Annotated in this window: 14 protein-coding genes; 8 read left to right on the top strand and 6 right to left on the bottom strand. The window is 48.3% G+C overall.

Annotated features, from left to right (window positions below; translation table 11 throughout):
- The first annotated feature begins 52 nt into the window (after positions 1–52).
- Entirely contained in the window at positions 53–850 is a 798-nt protein-coding gene (locus AB4875_RS13880; RefSeq protein WP_368376653.1) for an SDR family oxidoreductase, read from the top strand.
- 112 nt (positions 851–962) lie between these two features.
- Here AB4875_RS13880 and AB4875_RS13875 read toward each other — a convergent pair whose 3' ends face one another.
- Genes AB4875_RS13875 through AB4875_RS13865 form a run of 3 tightly spaced genes read right to left on the bottom strand, consistent with a single transcriptional unit; the run spans position 963 to position 4,349 of the window.
- Positions 963–1,427 carry a DUF1330 domain-containing protein gene (locus tag AB4875_RS13875; protein WP_368376652.1) on the bottom strand — a complete coding sequence of 155 codons (465 nt, stop codon included), beginning with the start codon at positions 1,425–1,427 and terminating at the stop codon, positions 963–965.
- 51 nt (positions 1,428–1,478) lie between these two features.
- The gene (locus AB4875_RS13870) at positions 1,479–2,078 is read right to left on the bottom strand and encodes a TetR/AcrR family transcriptional regulator (RefSeq protein ID WP_368376651.1); all 600 of its coding nucleotides are present in this window, start codon (positions 2,076–2,078) and stop codon (positions 1,479–1,481) included.
- Between the two features lie 33 nt (positions 2,079–2,111).
- Positions 2,112–4,349: an ammonia-forming cytochrome c nitrite reductase subunit c552 gene (locus tag AB4875_RS13865; protein WP_368376650.1), complete on the bottom strand. Its 2,238-nt coding sequence runs from the start codon at positions 4,347–4,349 to the stop codon at positions 2,112–2,114.
- 191 nt (positions 4,350–4,540) lie between these two features.
- On the opposite strand from AB4875_RS13865, the gene AB4875_RS13860 reads away from it, so the two are divergent.
- The gene (locus AB4875_RS13860; protein WP_368376649.1) at positions 4,541–6,214 is read left to right on the top strand and encodes a sulfatase; all 1,674 of its coding nucleotides are present in this window, start codon (positions 4,541–4,543) and stop codon (positions 6,212–6,214) included.
- A 117-nt stretch (positions 6,215–6,331) separates the two neighbouring features.
- Here the strand turns inward: AB4875_RS13860 and AB4875_RS13855 are convergent, their stop codons facing one another.
- The gene (locus AB4875_RS13855) at positions 6,332–6,970 is read right to left on the bottom strand and encodes a glutathione S-transferase family protein (RefSeq protein ID WP_368376648.1); all 639 of its coding nucleotides are present in this window, start codon (positions 6,968–6,970) and stop codon (positions 6,332–6,334) included.
- Between the two features lie 783 nt (positions 6,971–7,753).
- Here AB4875_RS13855 and AB4875_RS13850 point away from each other — a divergent pair.
- Complete coding sequence (locus tag AB4875_RS13850; RefSeq protein ID WP_368376647.1) at positions 7,754–9,547, top strand: long-chain-acyl-CoA synthetase; 1,794 nt, start codon at positions 7,754–7,756, stop codon at positions 9,545–9,547.
- A 25-nt stretch (positions 9,548–9,572) separates the two neighbouring features.
- The gene (locus tag AB4875_RS13845) at positions 9,573–10,256 is read left to right on the top strand and encodes a glutathione S-transferase family protein (protein ID WP_368376646.1); all 684 of its coding nucleotides are present in this window, start codon (positions 9,573–9,575) and stop codon (positions 10,254–10,256) included.
- Between the two features lie 203 nt (positions 10,257–10,459).
- Here the strand turns inward: AB4875_RS13845 and AB4875_RS13840 are convergent, their stop codons facing one another.
- Positions 10,460–11,362, bottom strand: coding sequence for a LysR substrate-binding domain-containing protein (locus tag AB4875_RS13840; protein WP_368376645.1), 903 nt, complete (start codon positions 11,360–11,362; stop codon positions 10,460–10,462).
- Between the two features lie 88 nt (positions 11,363–11,450).
- Between AB4875_RS13840 and AB4875_RS13835 the strand changes: the two genes are divergently transcribed.
- The 4 genes from AB4875_RS13835 to AB4875_RS13820 all read left to right on the top strand — a co-directional run bounded on the left by AB4875_RS13835 (position 11,451) and on the right by AB4875_RS13820 (position 16,414).
- Complete coding sequence (locus AB4875_RS13835) at positions 11,451–12,362, top strand: sterol desaturase family protein (RefSeq protein ID WP_368376644.1); 912 nt, start codon at positions 11,451–11,453, stop codon at positions 12,360–12,362.
- Between the two features lie 97 nt (positions 12,363–12,459).
- The gene (locus AB4875_RS13830; RefSeq protein WP_368376643.1) at positions 12,460–13,944 is read left to right on the top strand and encodes a flavin-containing monooxygenase; all 1,485 of its coding nucleotides are present in this window, start codon (positions 12,460–12,462) and stop codon (positions 13,942–13,944) included.
- A gap of 58 nt (positions 13,945–14,002) precedes the next feature.
- Complete coding sequence (locus AB4875_RS13825) at positions 14,003–14,902, top strand: alpha/beta hydrolase (protein WP_368376642.1); 900 nt, start codon at positions 14,003–14,005, stop codon at positions 14,900–14,902.
- A 120-nt stretch (positions 14,903–15,022) separates the two neighbouring features.
- Positions 15,023–16,414 carry a DUF1254 domain-containing protein gene (locus tag AB4875_RS13820; RefSeq protein WP_368376641.1) on the top strand — a complete coding sequence of 464 codons (1,392 nt, stop codon included), beginning with the start codon at positions 15,023–15,025 and terminating at the stop codon, positions 16,412–16,414.
- Positions 16,415–16,508: 94 nt separating this feature from the next.
- Here the strand turns inward: AB4875_RS13820 and AB4875_RS13815 are convergent, their stop codons facing one another.
- A complete protein-coding gene (locus AB4875_RS13815) occupies positions 16,509–17,114 on the bottom strand; it encodes a TetR/AcrR family transcriptional regulator (protein WP_368376640.1) in 606 nt (201 codons plus the stop codon).
- Between the last annotated feature and the right edge of the window lie 16 nt (positions 17,115–17,130).

The following is a 17,130-nucleotide window of genomic DNA, read 5'->3' as shown; positions in this document are numbered from 1 at the left end:
ATATTGCTAGGCGAGCTTAATTTCGCCACACCGAAAATTATAGGAAGCAGCCATGGATCTCGAGAATAAGACGATTTGGATTACCGGGGCCAGTTCAGGAATAGGCCTTGAGCTTTGTCGACAGCTAGCAGGAAAAGGTGCTCGTATTGTTTTGTCCGCCCGGCGTCGCGATGCCTTGATTGAAATAGCAGAGTCGCTACCCGGGGGTATGGGGCGGCATTGGGTTGTGCCCTTGGATTTGGCGGATGCCGATAAGCTAGTTGATGCGGTGCAATCCCAATTGCCAGAGATTGGCGCGGTGCATGTGCTGATTAATAACGCCGGTATCTCCCAGCGTTCACTGTTCATTGATACCGATTTAGCCGTTTACCGTCAGTTAATGGAGGTGAATTACCTTGGTTCCGTTGCAATGACCAAGGCATTGTTACCGGGCATGATAGCGCAGCATCAGGGCATGATCGTCTGTATTAGCAGTGTCGCAGGAAAAATTGGCTCTAAGTTGCGCTCGGGTTACTCGGGTTCTAAGTTCGCAGTGGTGGGGTTTATGGACTGCCTGCGTGCAGAAACCGCGCAGCAGGGCATTCATTGCCTGACGGTATGTCCTGGTTCTATTCAAACTAATATTGCGATTAATGCCCTGAATGAAAGTGGCGAGGCGCAGAATAAAAATGATGATTCGATAATCAACGGCATGCCGGTAGAAACATGTGTAAAGGGCATTGTTAAGGCGATGATAAATAATCGCGACGAAGTGGTTGTCGGCAAGGGAATTAGTGCAATTGCGCCAACGATAAAACGCTTTTTTCCAGGGGTATTCAATCGAATTTCCGCAAAAATGGAGTATCGCTAGTAGCGGCCAATAGCAGTGCAAAAAATAGAGGTGGCCGTCAATTCTCACGGCCCCAACCATTTTATGTCGCACTCTGGGTAGGTCGCCTTTGGCGACTGAATTCCCGTATCTTTTATAATAGTGGTCGTGTTACCAGCACTTCGGTTTGTCGTAGGCCGGCGTCGCGGTGAATGAGCGCGGCGCTATATTCAGGGTCTAGCAGCATGTCGATGAATGCAGCGGTGTTTGGATATTGCATGATGGCCACCTGATGCCAGGCGTGGCCGGGACCAATGATGGTTTGTTCTACCGTGTTCAGACACACCAGCGTGCCGCCGCGTTTCATAACATGCTTAAGTGCTACCGCACCGTAGTTAGCATAGGCTTTTTCGCCGCTGAGCTTCTGCGTGGCCAACTCATGGCCATCGGGATAACGTGCTGTGTCGTGAAATCCAAGTAAATTCACAAATTGCAAAGGACCGTCACGGTCTTCACTGAGCAAGTCTCTCAATTGCGACTCGCTAGGGTTTAAGCCCGCTTGCCCATGCTCCTTTAGATTGTTAATAAGGTTTTCTATTTCTTGTGCATGTCGTTTCATTGCTGCGGCTTCCTTATTATTAGTTAATACCGGTGGTCATTTTACTCAATATTATTGGCTGCTTTGGGCCTGGCGGCCTATCACAATCCACTCAACGTGGGATGTAATGAGTTTGGTGGCGTCTTCAATGCTAATGCTTTTGTCGTTCACTAACTGTTGAGCGCCCCAGAAAGACATCATAAGTAGCCACGCTGTTTGGCCGGCTTGTTCTTTGTCTAAATTCATCAACTTCATGATGTGCGGTGTATAGAGGTTTGAAATCAGGCGGCGGAAGCGACGGCTGATTTTAGCGAAATGTTGTTCCTTGGAAGAGTTGTGAGAGATGATATTCCACAGTGCTTGAACGCGGCCGGGGGGAAAGGTTAGCAGTACCGCTTGGGCTTCCCGAATTGCCTGAATAATATCGTTGTCGTTGTCGCTTAAAACCGCCTGTGTCGCGGAGTAAAGATCTTCAAACATATAGTCAGCAGTATTCTCGGTCAGCTGGCCTACTGATTTGAAATTTTGGTATAGCAGCTGCCGGCTTACAGATGCCTTTTCAGCCAGCGTAATCATGCTCAATGCACCCCAGCCACGCTTATCGACAATACTAGCGGCGGTATCGAGCAACATTTTCTTACGATCCGTTTTGTTTAAATAGGGGCGTGCCATCGTGTGTCCTTAATATATCGCAGCAGTATTATATCATTCTGGCTTTCGGGTTTGGCGAGAGGCAGCTTGGTGTAGTTGTCTCGCTACCTCCGAGTCAGGCTCTAGCGCTAGCCAAGACTCAAGGTGCTTTAGCGCATGCGCCGCAGCGCCGTATTTAATTTCATAGCGCGCTAATAATTCAAGATTTTGTCTATTGCCGGGGAACGCTTCGATAAATCGATGCAGCTCCTTAATCGCTTGCGATGATTCACCGGTCTGCTCTAGGGCCACCGCATAGAGGTAGAGGTAACTGGCATTTTCGGGATCGAGTGTGGCGGCAACACTGATGGCAGCAACACCGCGTTGATAGTCTTTAGAGCGGAAATAGGCCAGCCCCAAGGCGTAGTGCAGGCTTGCGTCCTTTGGTATTAAGGCTGTTGCATCAAGCAAGGTCGACAACGACCTTGGGTGTTGGCCTTGGGCGCGATACAGGTCCGCTAGATTGATATAGGCGGGGCTGTATTCAGCGTCGATAGCCATCGCCTTGCGCAGGGCTTGTTCTGCTTTATGGGGACGTTGGGTGTCCAAATACAAACTGCTTAAATTTAGCAGCGTGGCCGGATTGTCGGCATTGATGTAAAGCGCGGTTTCATACTCTTTGATTAAGGTCTCTAGAAACGCACTTTGCTCAGCATCAAGACTAGGGTCGGCGGCCCTAAGTGGGCTCAGCAGTTTGGCTACTTCTAGTCTGACCAATTTGCTGCGGTCTTTACCCAGCGCCCACAAATACTGCTTTTTAATATTCAGCGGCTGCGGCGTAAATGCGCGCACAGCAGCCATTCTGACCAGCGGAGAATCGTCGCGGAGCTGAGTAATTGCGCTTATAAGCGACTGCCGATCGGCGCCGGTATTGCTTCGAATAAGCGCAGAGGCGCGAATAATACTCGGAAGTGCCGTGTCATTAATGATGCTTTGGAGTTCGGCTGTCGCCAGTCCCTGCTGACTATCGTGGCGCGAAAATACCCTAGCGTGTTGGTCGCGAATAGCGGGTTTCTCGCTCCGTTGCACAATTGATTTGGCAGCCCATTCCGGGCTTTTATCGATATGGCATTGATTGCAGGCATTGGGGATGTTGTCGCTTATCGTCTGCTGTGGATTGGGTATGCCGAATCGGTGATCTCTGCGCTCGTCCACTCCCATATAGGTGGTCGTTGGCATATGGCAGTCAACGCACTGGCTGCCGCTGGCGTCTTGGACATGGCCGTGGTGTATCGGCGTGTCGAAAACCGCAGGGACATGACATTGAGTGCAAAGCGCATTGCCTTCGGCGCGTAATTCAAGTGAATGGGGTTCATGGCAATTGCTGCAAACCACGCCGGCTTGATGCATCTTGCTTTGCATAAACGATCCCGCCACAAACACTTCGCCATGAATTTGGCCGTCGGGATAGTAGAGTGGCGGGCTTATTAATGAGATATCAATATGGTCGTCGATGGCCTTGTCCAGCGACCATTCATCGATAATCCTGCGGTGGGCATGGCATTGTGCGCAGCTCGATAATTGCTGCTGTGCTGGGGGCGCGGATGAGCGCGAAGCGATGCTTGCGCCATCATATAAAGTCCAGCTTCCAGATTCGGCAAGTGTTGCGGGAAACCCAGCATACTTACTTGAAGACGGCTGCTCATTGTTCAGCCATTCACGATGACTGTCGGCATCGCCGTGGCAGGCGGTGCAGCTAACATTGATTTCCTGCCACCGCGTTGAAAAGCTTTGAGTATCCGGATTGTAGTTTTTTTCGAGCTTAGTGGAGTGGCATTCCGCGCAGCTGGTGTTCCAGGTATAGCCAAAATGATCCCAGGGTAGATCCGACTCCAAATCGTACCAACGCTGCCCACCTTCGCTCTGCGGGCGACTATCCCAGGCAATGGGAAGTGCCTGGAATTTACCGCCGGGAAGCTCAATTAAATACTGCTGTAGCGGTGTAAAGCCAAAAGTGTATTGAATTTGGTAGGTTTCGGTTTCCAGCTTGGGGTTCTGGATATTAACAATATATTTTTGCGCCATGCGGCTAAATGTAAACTGACTACCATTATGCGCTGCACCACCGCCCTTGAAGTCGCCTAATACCGACGCCGGTGAGGCGATCTCCATAGATTTAGCATGATGAGATGCCTGCCAAGCTGACGCTTGTTGCTCGTGACAGTCGTGGCACTGCATATCTTGGGCGACGCAAAGCATTGGCGAAATTGACAATAAGAGCGACGCCCAGAGTATTTGGAGTTTAGTTATCATTGTTTATGGCGATGTTAGTCCGCTGAGTTTTTATCGTAACGTATCTTGGGCTCTTGCGATAATATTTACATAGTGTATATTTTGTGTCTAGTGCTGATGTCAATGGATGATCAATTCTGTGTGCTTTGATTCATTGGCATAGGGTAGTTAGCAATAAAACATAATGACAATAAAAAATTGGGTTAGATGTAATGGCTAAAAAAATACTCCTCAGCTTGCTGGTATTCGTAATCGTACTGGGTTCCGGTGCATGGCTTAATCGCATTGATTTAATGCTCGCGCTGGTGAAGTATCGTTCAGACAATGGGATTCCAATAGGGCCAAACCGAGAGATTACGTGGCAGCAAGGTGAAGGCGTCGCCGCCGGATCAGCGTCAGCCCAAGCCCCCAATATTATTGTTATTCTTGCCGACGACCTAGGGATCAATGATATCTCTAGCTTTGGCGGCGGGGTTGCCGATGGAAGAGTGCAAACGCCCAATATCGACCAATTAGCCGCTCAGGGCGCAGTGTTCCAGCAATCTTATGCCGGTGCGCCAATCTGCGCCGCGTCTCGGGCAATGATTATGACCGGGCGCTACCCCAGTCGCACCGGTTTTGAATTTACCCCCATTCCAGATGGCATGGGCGCAAGCGTCGCCATGATTGCAAATAGCATGGATCACGGTTTACCCAAGGCAAAGTATAATAAAGCCGCGGATGAGGGCGGATTAAGTTATGACCAAAAAGGTCTGCCGGGATCTGAACTCACTGTGGCTGAAGTGCTAAAGGAGCGCGGCTATCACACCATGCATATTGGTAAATGGCACTTGGGTAGAGGCGAAGGGTTTACCCCCAACGATCAAGGCTTTGATGAGAGCTTGTTTATGGCCAGCGGCCTGCATCTTGCCGAAGATGATCCCAATGTGGTCAATGCCAAACTAGATTTTGACCCCATAGATAAATTTGAATGGGCGCAAATGCAGTACGCCGCGTCTTTTAATAATTCTGGTAGCGACCGTTTTAGGCCCAATGGCTATTTGGCTGACTACTGGACAGATGAATCGATCAAGGCCATTAAGGCAAATAAAAATCGTCCATTCTTTCTCTATCTCGCCCATTGGGGTGTGCATACCCCTTTGCAGGCAACGAAGGAAGATTATGAGGCAGTGGGTGATATTAAGCCGCATCGATTGAGAGTCTACGCTGCGATGGTTCGTTCAATCGACCGCAGTGTTGGCAGAATTATGCAAACCCTTGAAGAGCAGGGGCTTGCCGATAATACCATCGTGGTATTTTCCAGTGATAACGGCGGCGCAGGCTACCTAGGTTTGAAGGACATTAATGCTCCCTACCGAGGTTGGAAAATAACCATGTTCGAGGGTGGTATTCGAGTGCCACTGTTTATGAAATGGCCGGCGAAAATCCAGCCCGGCACAACCGTGGATATGCCCGTCAATCACATTGATATTATGCCGACATTAGCGGCGGCAGCGGGTGCGAGTCTCCCTCAGAATATCGAAATTGATGGCAAAAATATTATGCCCTGGGCCATTGATGGTGTTCCGGCGCTGACGCCTAAGCGAACCCTATTTTGGCAGAGTGGCTATTACCGAGTAGTGCGCCATGGCGATTGGAAACTGCAGGTCTCTGAGCTACCTAAAAAAGACTGGCTGTATAATTTGGCAGAAGATCCCACTGAAAAAGTGAATCTTGCCGCGTCTAGACCTGAGGTATTAGCAGAATTGCGAGGTTTGCTTGATACCCATCGCGACCAAGGCCGTGGGCCCTTGTATCCCTACACCATACAGGCGCCTATAGCGGTGGATAAAACCATTAACGAATATGTTGAGCCCGGCGATGAATATATTTATTGGCCCAATTGATCCGGGCTGGTTTGATAGCAATCTTTAGAGATGGATTTATTAAGCCTCGTCGATATTTTTAATCTTATTGCCTGCTGGCTGATAAGGGTTTAAAAATATCGACAAGGTTTACTGGGCTTACATACCCAGCATCTTGGCTTCTTTGGCGAGTAGTGGGCTCATGACTTCATGCTCTTTAACTCTTTGCATAAAGGCTGAAAACCTTGGCCAGCCTTCGGCGTCAATCTGATAGTTTGCATAACCGGCATTAATAAATGGGCTTACAAGACTAATATCAGCCAGCGTTAAGTTGCCAAAAATAAAGCCTTCAGCGGGTACCTGTGACTCTAAGTAATCTAGAATCGGGGGCAGTTGTTTATTGATGATCTTACTTACTAGCTCTTCGTCTGGTTCTTGCTTAAATGCCATGGGCCGCATAAACCGTTGGAAGAAAATACCAGATGCCAGCTCGGTCACTCTTGAGCCGCCAAGTTCTTCCAGCCAGCGCGCTTTGGCTTTATCTTTAATGTCTGTTGGGTATACCGCTACGTCTGGGTAGGCATCTTCCAGATATTCGCAAATAACAGTGGAGTCACAAATCGTGAGATCGCCATCTTGCAGCGCAGGGATTTTACCAAGAGGGCTTATTTTCTGAAATTCCGCATCTTTACTAAACGGCATTTGCTGTGTTTGTTCATAGGGCAATGATTTAAGAGCAAGAACAGCTAATACCTTACGTACATAGGGTGAAGCTGAATTGCCATGTAAAATGATCATGTGAGACTCCGCATATTGAGGGCAACTATTTTATTCTAAATTGTGTTGTCATCATGCATACAAACATACAATTAATCAATTTGAAAAATGTAGATCACTTAGGGAGATGTGAGCGAGCCAGCGGTACTTGGCGCCACTTGGAAATATGAAAGGAGCTTGGTCGTGGCGAGGATGGTATGAGGGATGGCCTGCCTGTGTTTTGGCGGCTCATTAAAAGCTGATATGTGTGATTGCCTCAAATTAACGGTCAGCTAGCGCAGAGAATGATTAAAATTACATTAAAATTTTTCGGTTTTTACGTGAGATCGCCAAGCCCGAAGGCCGGCCTCACAGGGACCGCCGCGCAGTCGCGGCAGTAATGCTCGGCAGTGCCGTTGCGTGGATAGTTAGGCTCCGCAGACTAGCTCTGGATAGCATATCAAAGCGCTTTTACTGCTGTAGAGGCCTTTGTTGAGCTTGCACATATTACGATTTATGTTGGCGAATTTTTGATCATTGGGTGCTATGGTAGCAGAGCGTAAAGCGCTCTCAGTCGCCATTGTCGCAGTGGTTTTCTTACATCGGCGCTCTGGGGGAATGTGGATTAGTTGTCTTGACTTCAATACCATAGAGGCGCCGGCATTGGAGCCAATGTGTTCGGTGACCATAAGGTCTATGGTGATTACTAAAATGGGTGGGATAATGGGCTTGCTAAGCTCTTAGCCTTAAGACAGTACTAAGTGTGAATCCCTCCCTGCGCAGAATATAAATCCCAACAAATAATATGTTCTCAAGGAGCTGTGAGTGAAAGAATTTATTCGGGTTGTAAAAGACTTTCTACCTATTCTGCCGGCTGTGCTGTTTCAGCCACCTAAGGACGCTGATAAAAAGTCCCTGGGCCGCTTGTTTCAAGAAACCGCAGCTCGATATGAGAAGCGCACAGCGATCATCTTTGAAGGTCGGGAATTAAGCTGGGGACAGTTCAATGAGCTGGCGAATCAGTATGCCCATTTGTTGAAGAAACATGGCGTAAAACGCGGCGATAGTGTTGCCCTGATGATGGAAAACCGCATTGAAATGTTGGCCTGTATTGTAGCCGTGGCCAAGGTCGGTGCAGCGTGCGGACTGATAAATACCAGTTTAACAGGTCGCCCCTTAGTGCATTGTGTTACCACCACTGAATCCAAAAAATGCATTATTGGTGAAGAGCTCATTGACAGCATTGTAGACGTCAAGAGCGAGCTGGGCTTAGCGGACAAAGATTTCTTGTGGGTTAAAGATCACGGCAAAAAAACATGTCCAGAGTGGGCCTGCGATCTAGCCGCGGAAATAGATAGTATGCCCATTAGCAACCCCCCAGAAACTGTCGAAATCACCGCGGGTGAAAAAGCGCTTTACGTGTTTACCTCCGGGACCACCGGTCTTCCCAAGGCGGCAGTGATTTTACACCGCCGCTTTTTAAGCGCAGCAGAGCCCTATTCTCGCGTTGCATTTAGAGCTAAACCCGAAGATCGTTTGTATATATGTTTGCCCTTGTATCACTTCACCGGGCTTGGCCCGGGCGTTGGCGCGTGTTTCTATTCCGGCGCGTCTATCTTTCTACGTCGCAAGTTTTCAGCCAGTAAGTTTTGGCCCGAGGTGCAAGAGTACAAGACCAATTTGTTTGTCTATGTTGGTGAGCTATGCCGTTATCTTGCAGCACAGCCGGTATGCGAGGCAGAGAAGAATAACCCCTTAGAAACTATGGTGGGTAATGGCTTGAGACCCGATGTGTGGGGAGCCTTTCGAGATCGTTTTAAGGTGGGTCGTATTAGCGAAATGTATGGTTCAAGTGAAGGCAACGCCGTTTTTATTAATTTATTGAACAAAGACCGCACCATTGGCACAACCTCAGCGAAAGTCATGTTGGTGAAATATGATATTGATGCAGATGAGATGGTTCGCAGCCCTAAAGGAAAATTAATTGCGGTCAAAAAAGGCGAAGCAGGCTTATTGCTCACAAAAATTGATGATAGATATCAGTTTGACGGTTACAAAGACAAAAGTGCCACCGCAAGTAAAGTCCTCCGCGACGTAGTGAAGCGTGGCGACAGCTGGTTTAATACCGGCGATTTAGTCCGCCAAATCGATGTGGGCTTTGCCTTGGGACTTGGTCACTACCAATTTGTTGACAGAGTTGGTGATACGTTCCGCTGGCGTTCCGAGAATGTATCCACCAATGAGGTTGGCGAAATTCTTAACGGCAGTGATCAGGTTGATATGGCCAATGTCTACGGCGTTGAAATACCGGGCATTGAAGGCAAGGCGGGCATGGCGGCAATGACCTTGAATGAGGGTGTCTCCTTTGACCCTGTTTCTTTCTCAACTTATGTTTGCAGCCAGCTTGCCGCCTTTGCGCGTCCAGTTTTTGTGCGTATTCAGGGGCAGGCTGAAACCACCGTTACCTTTAAATTATTTAAAGGTAATCTTCGCAAAGAAGCTTACGACATTAATCAAATTGAAGATGCGATTTACATTTTAAAGCCGGGCTCATCGGTCTATGAACTCTTAGACGAAGAGTTCTATCAGAAAATTGTTGACGGTAAATCTGGCTATTAGATTCGATAATAATAAGGAAAATAGAATGATAGAGCTCTATACAGCGCCAACGCCCAACGGCCACAAAGCGTCATGTACGCTAGAGGCCTTGGCGCTTGATTATAAAACCCACTTCGTCAATATCGGTGAGGGTGAGCAAAAGGCAGCGGACTATCTTGCTATCAACCCCAATGGTCGTATTCCCGCGATCGTTGATCGTGGTAATGACGATTTTGCGGTGTTTGAATCCGGCGCAATCATGATTTATCTGGCAGAGATGACTGGTAAGTTGATGCCAACTGACGCTAAGGGTCGCTCTAAAGTCATTCAATGGCTAATGTTCCAAATGGGCGGAGTTGGTCCAATGATGGGCCAGGCTAATGTTTTTCACCGCTATTTTCCTGAGAAAATACAGCCAGCCATTGACCGCTATCAAAATGAAAGTCGGCGCCTATTTGAAGTGCTAGATGGCCGTTTGGCGGAAAATGCCTGGCTGGCCGATGATTACTCGATCGCTGACATTGCGAACTGGTGCTGGGTGCGTACCCACAAGTGGTCAGGGGTTTCGGTTGACGGGCTGGACAATCTGCAGCGCTGGATGAGCGTGATGAAAGATCAGCCGGGAATGGCCAAGGGCGTAGATGTACCATTTAGTCTGGGCAATTTGCTGGAGGACGACGAGGGCGGCGAAGAGTTTAGGCAGAATGCTCGGAAGATGCTGCAAAAATAGAAGTCTTCTAAACCCAAGATCTTAAATTAAGGCAGCGGGCTCTTACCAGCCCCTAATAAAATAGCCCTACAATCTAGCCTTGAGTGCATTGTGGGGCTTTTTTTCGCCACAACCATACAACTAGTAGATCATCCTGACGTGTCTCCCACCCTCTTGGGCGTAAGCCACTTAAGGCGTCCTTAACGGTCTGTCTGATTGTGAGCTTAGCTGCATTCCAAAATAAGTTGTTTCAACCAATGGTGGCCCTTGTCCTGATTGTTGGCGCCGTGCCAAATAAGGTAGGTGGGTAGGGACGGCAGGGCCAAGGGCATGGGTAAGATGGTGAGCTCGTCTTTATAGAGTTTAAATTCTGCCATGCCCCTGGGAACGAGAGCGATACCATCGGTCTGCATGACCACCGTAGGAACCGCAAGATACTGGTTTACCTCTGTTAAGATCTGGCGTTTGCCGCCTTGCTCAGCCATGAACTTCTCCAGCAGTTCGCGCCGGTCGTTGCCGAAGGTCATGACGATATGCTTTTCAGAAAAAAACTGGCTGAGGCTGATTTCCGTTTTGATTCGGGGATGATTTTTTCTGGCAATGACGACTATTTCTTCGTTTCTAAATGGGCAGAAATCCAGCCGTTTGTCCTCGGGCGGAATGAAGTCATAACAAAAGTCGATGATGCCGTCGCGGACTAAATCTATACCGGTCTGCTGATCGTCGGTATGGGAGTGAATGCGAATATCGGTATCAAATTCCTGCACTTTATTCAGTAACTGCGGCAGTAGATTGAGCTCGCCGTAGCGACCAAAGGCTATTTTAAATATTCGGTCTGACTCCCTAGGTTCAAAGATATTTCCAACATCTAGGGTGTCGATGATTTTTGCCAGCACCTCACGGATCGCCGGTGCTATTTCAGTCGCTCTGGCGGTGGGTTTCATGCCTTGCCGAGTGCGAATGAAGAGCTCGTCATTGAAGGTCTGTCTAAGCCGTTTTAAGGCGTGGCTGGCGGCGGGCTGGGTCATGTGCAATTGCGTCGCCGCCTTAGACATCTGGCCGCAGCTCATGATGGCGTCAAAGATGGTCAGTAGATTCAGGTCGACAGAGCGTAAATTAAGTTTCATGCATGTACTGTATGTAATTATTGAATTTTACTAATAATAGCCCGAAGGTTACATTATTGCCATTGTGAGATGGGCATCGAGAGACTTTATGGAACATGTTGACGACGGTTATACAAAGATCTCTTTAGCGGTGATTGGGCTGTTTTTACTATATGAGTGGCTTAAAGGTGCCCATAGCGATGGCAAGCAAACCCCTAAAGACTGGCAAATGCTGGGAATAGCGGTGTCGTGGATCTCGATAGTAGAGCGACCCTTGTTGATACTTTGCAGCTATTTTCTGTTTACCGCCTTTTTTGCCGATGCCTGGGGCACGCTTGAATGGATTGAAGCAGATTATCTGCTAGTCAGCGTTGTTGTCTTTATTTTGATTGATGAATTACTGCATGGCTGGGTGCATAATTTTGCCCACGCACGCACACCTGCCAATCCCCTGCTTGCAAAACTGCAGCGCTGGTATAAAGTCACTCATCGCACTCATCATCTACATGGCGGGCCCGATGGTCGCGGGGAGCTTAGTGTTAGCCAGACCATCGTGGTGGGCTGGGGTTGGGCTTTTACCCTGCCTAATTATTGGTTCGGTTATATTTGTTTGTATTTTGGCTTGGTAGAGACCTGGGCTATTGGTACCGCGATTAAAAGCTTGTGGGGGATTCATACCCATGCAAACCTAGATTACGATTTAAAACTGCTTAATCACAAAAATCCTATTATCTCAAAAACCATGTATGGTTTGTGTCATCTGTTGACGTTTCCAACCCAGCATCATCAGCACCACAGCCGCAGCCGAAATTCTGCCTGTAATTTGCAGAATATGTTGGCGGTCTACGACTGGTTGTTATGGAAGAAATTGGCGATTACGTATGAGCGGCCAAAAATCTATGGCTGGCGGAAAAATGCGAAGGAAGAGGGTAGCGTGCTGTATCGCTATTTTTATCGTTCCTTTGACAAAAATAAGAAAGTCGAAAGTGACGTGATGGTAAAGACCGTCATAAATTCTTAAGGGCTAAGAGCCGTCGGCGTTTGGAAATCTTGCGTGAATTAATCTGACTGCTTTTATAGTAGCAGCGCGCGTTAAATGGCATAGGTTGCGATACATAATGAATACACAGTTTTCAGCAGAAAAAGACGGTGCGACAACCGCGAAGTACCATGATGTGATTATTATTGGCTCAGGGATATCGGGCATTTGTGCAGCCATTAAACTGAAGGAGGCAAAACAAGATTATATCGTGCTGGAAAAGGCCACAGAAGTCGGTGGAGTGTGGCGGGAAAACACTTATCCAGATTGCGCCTGCGATGTGCCTTCAAGCTTATACTCGTTTTCCTTTGCGCCCAACCCAAACTGGCAGCGGGTATTTGCAAAGCAGGGCGAGATTAAAACCTATTGTCAGGACACCGCCGAAAAGTTTGGCATCATGCCCAATATCTACTTTCAACATGAGCTATTGGAGAGCCGCTGGGAGGCATCTGAAAACCTGTGGTATTTAAAAACTACGGCTGGGCTCTTCAAGTCTCGCTTTGTGATTATGGCCTGCGGCCCGATGCACAAGCCGATTTACCCAAATATTGAAGGCTTGGCAAGTTTTACTGGCAAGTCATTTCACTCGGCAACCTGGGACAATGATTACGACCTTACTGATAAGCGTGTTGCGGTTATCGGCTCTGGTGGCTCTGCGATTCAATTCTTACCCGCTATTCAGCCGCAGGTGCAAGCCTTGAGCTTGTTTCAGCGCACTCCGCCATGGGTATTGCCGAAGGCCGATATTACAATTTCGCCGCGCTGGAAAAACCGCTTTCGCCGTTTTCCCATGGTGCTGAGTTTGTTCAGAAAGGCGCTGTATCTGCAATTTGAATTTCTCAATCACAACCTTAAATACAAGAGCTTCTCTACCAAACTTGAAAAAGCCGCAATCAAAAATATTAATCGCGGGGTGAAAGACCCGGAGTTACGTAAAAAATTGCTTCCAGATTATGCGCTGGGCTGTAAGCGAATTCTGCTCTCAAACGACTGGTATCGGGCTCTGGGCAAAGACAATGTGGATGTGCTGCCCGGAATCACTAAAATTGAAGGCAATAAGCTAACTGCCAGTGATGGCTCGACTTGCGAAGTTGATGTCATTATTTTTGGCACCGGTTTTGACGTGTCTAATCCACCCATAGGCAATATTATTTATGGGGTGAGTGGACGTCGCCTGGGAGATTTGTGGGCGGGGTCACCACAAGCTTATTTGGGAACCATGACAGAAGATTGCCCCAATCTGTTTATTACTCTGGGGCCCAATCTTTATACTTACACATCGGCTTTTGTCATTATTGAGGCGCAAATTAAGTATATTTGCAGCGCCATCACGAAGGCCAGTAAGAAAAAAATAGCGACTATTCAGGTCGATCCCGCAGCGAGTGCGGCGCTTAATAAGAAGATGCAGCATTCATTACAAAGCACGGTATGGAATAGTGGTTGCTCAAGTTATTTTATCGACAAAAATGGTCGCAATAGTATTAACTGGCCGTGGACTGCTTTTAGAATGCGGCGTAAGTTGAATGATTTTCGACTATCTGATTACCATACAAAAAAGGCCTAGCGACTCACCCATAGTGACTTTGCCGGGCCCACTTTCATCATTTTGAGCGGTAGAATTAATGAGTTTGCAGAGTTTTATATTGAATAAGTTAATTCGGCAGAAGCAAAAGCAGAATATGGGGCTAAGCCCGGAACGACGCTTTAAACGCTTGCGTAAGTTTATGGCTCTGGATACTGGCGCCGTCTCGAAAAACGTTATAGTCAAGCCGGACCTGGTCGCCGGGGTCCCAGTTGAATGGGTTTATCCCAAAAGCCTTGAAGGCAATGATAAGACTGATATCTGCGTGTATTTTCACGGCGGTGCCTTCGTTATGGGTGGTATGAATAGCCATCGCCATATGGCAGCGTACCTCTGTCAGCAGGCTAAATTAAAGATGTTGATGGTGGATTATCGCTTGGCGCCGGAGCATCCGTTTCCGGCAGCAGTCGATGACACGATGGCTGTATATAGCGAGTTGATAGCAAATGGCCGATCGTCTCAGAAAATCATCTTGGCTGGTGATAGCGCCGGTGGCAACTTAGCCTTGGTTTGCATGCAGCAGATACGCGATGCCAAGATGGCAATGCCAAGGTCATTTCTGCTGTTTTCACCGTGGTTGGATTTTAAATATTCCAGTGCGGCGTTTGTCGAGAATAACGCCAAGGACGTACTGCTGAATCAAACTATTTTAAGCGAGTCGGCGGCGATGTACGCGGCGGGCCATCCTTTAGATGACAGTAAAATATCGCCGCTTGAAGGTAGCGTTGCTGACTTGCCACCGTGTCTTATCATCGCAAGTCGGGTGGAAGTTTTAAGGGATGACTCACGACGCTTACGGGACAGTCTTGAAGCTGCCGGTGGCAATGTGACCTATAGGGAATGGAAAAACGTGCCACACGCCTTTCCAGTGCTTTGTAAGTTCTTGCCGGAAGCAAAACAGGCACTCAAGGATTGTGCGGATTTTATTAGCACTCACTAATCGTGTTTGCATAAAATGATGTTCGATATATTCATTAGGCAAACTTTATTTTTCTCTTATCTCCGGCATCGAGAAATATAGCCTGAGATCTCTATACAATAATTATAAGAGGCACGCTGTATGCGTCAGTTCTTCTCCACCTATCGATGGCAGTTAGCGCTTGTTATTGTTCTGCTGCTGGCTACGGTGTTCTATTCGGTTTCATATCTGAAACGGGTCTCGTATGCTTACCTCTATGGTTACCCATTGGTTCTGATGTCGCTCACCAAGGATACAATGCTAGCCGAAGCCGGCGCTGGCATGCAGCTTAATGCGTTTAATCATATTCAAGACTTTCCTGACCATTCCTTTCGCGATGTTGTGCGCCCCAATGTCGATACTTTATACAGCATTGCCTGGCTTGATTTAAGCACCACACCCATCGTCCTTACCGTGCCGGATATGGGTGATCGCTATTACGTTATGCCATTAATGGATGCTTGGACCAATGTCTTTGCCATGGTCGGCAAGAGAACACACGGCACTCAAGCGGGCCGCTTTTTGATTGCAGGGCCAGACTGGCAGGGTGAGGTGCCAGATAATATGGAGTTAATACCAGCGCCAAGTAATATGGTGTGGATCATTGGCCGCATCCAAACTAATGGCAAGCAAGATATACCCGCGGTTGCCAATTTACATAAGGGTTTTCGTCTAGAGCCCCTCGAAAGCAGCTCGCTGGCGGGTTCTGCCCAGCCTTACTCTTTAGCAACCCTCGCAGATCGCGGTGAGAAGGGGCCCGCAACTCGTCTCAATGAAATGCCTAATATTGAATTCTTGGCTTCGGTAGCAGGGTTGATGGCAGAGCAGTATCCAGCCGCAGCAGACACAGACATGATTCGCTCGCTAGAGAAAATTGGCGTGAAACCGGGGCAGTCTGTTGACGCCAGCCAGTATAACTTTATTCAGCGTCGCTTGATTGATCTAGCTGTGAGCATGACTAAGGAAAAAGTAGCGGAAGAGCTTGCGTCTGACCGTGCAATTGAAAACGGGTGGTCGGTGATTCGTGACGGTATTGGGGTCTACGGAATAAATTATCCGCTGCGAGCGGTAGTGTCGATGGTTGGCCTTGGCGCATTGCCGCCGGAAGAAGCAAGTTACCCCAATGCCATCAGCGATATTAGCAAGCGTGCTTTAAGTGGCGAGCATTCCTATCTAATCCATTTTGAACCTGGTCAGACACCACCCGTGGATGCATTTTGGTCACTGACAATGTATGACCAACACGGGTTTTTGGTTGATAATCCGATTCAGCGATATGCGATAGGCGATCGTGACGACTTGCATTTCAATGCCGATGGCTCACTCGATATTTTAATCCAAAAAACTCAGCCAAGTGGGACTAATGTCAATTGGCTGCCGTCACCAGCAGAGCAGTTTGCTTTAACCATGCGCCTGTATTCACCGCGGGCAGAATTTCTGGATGGCAGTTGGCGACTTCCTCCGGTGACGCGGATACTGGCGCCGACGAATTGATATCATCAAGGAATTAGTGAGGAGCAGATAGCGACAAAGCTATGGTGCGACAGGACGCGCGGTGTGGGATTAGTTTAAGAGTAAGTCGCGCCGCTTATAGATCTTTCTTGTGAGAGTTGTCGTCGAGGAAGTAGCTGGTGAATAATGGGGTTAAGCCATCACCGCTACCCCAAAGTGCCTTGGCCCGGCTGCCCAGTGCCTCGCGCGTTAATTCACCAATAACCAAATGGGCTATCGCGGCTCGAAATTCTTCTGGGTTCTGGGTTTTTTGACTACCCGCCATTGCCGAGGAGGCATAAATAATATCAATGAACTCCTCCATTCTTGTGGTCACTGGACCACCTGCTTCTTCCGCCAACATAGCGTGAACTAAAACCCCCGCCACGCCTTTTTCTTCCTGTTCAAGTTGACGCAATACACCGAATATTTGTTGCATAGTGGTGGCGTAATCACCGTTTTGATCTGAGATGGTATCGAGCAGGCGCTCCCGGGTCATTCGCAGGATGTCGTCAGTGACGGCGGCGATCAGTTCTTGCTTGGATGAAAAGTGGTGAAGCAACGATGGCCGCTTAATATCGCATCGCGCCGCGATAGCTTCTAGCGGCGCGGCAATGCCCTGCGCGGCAAATTCAATGCGGGCAGCCTCTAATATACGCTGGCGCGTTTCCGGTGAGTTATTTTGTCTTTTGGGGCGTGCCATGGCGATCTCGTTGACG

Source organism: Zhongshania sp. R06B22 (genome assembly GCF_040892595.1).
Lineage (GTDB): Bacteria > Pseudomonadota > Gammaproteobacteria > Pseudomonadales > Spongiibacteraceae > Spongiibacter > Spongiibacter arctica.
Note: the sequence above shows the minus strand (reverse complement) of the source record. Positions and strands in the feature narration are given on the sequence as shown.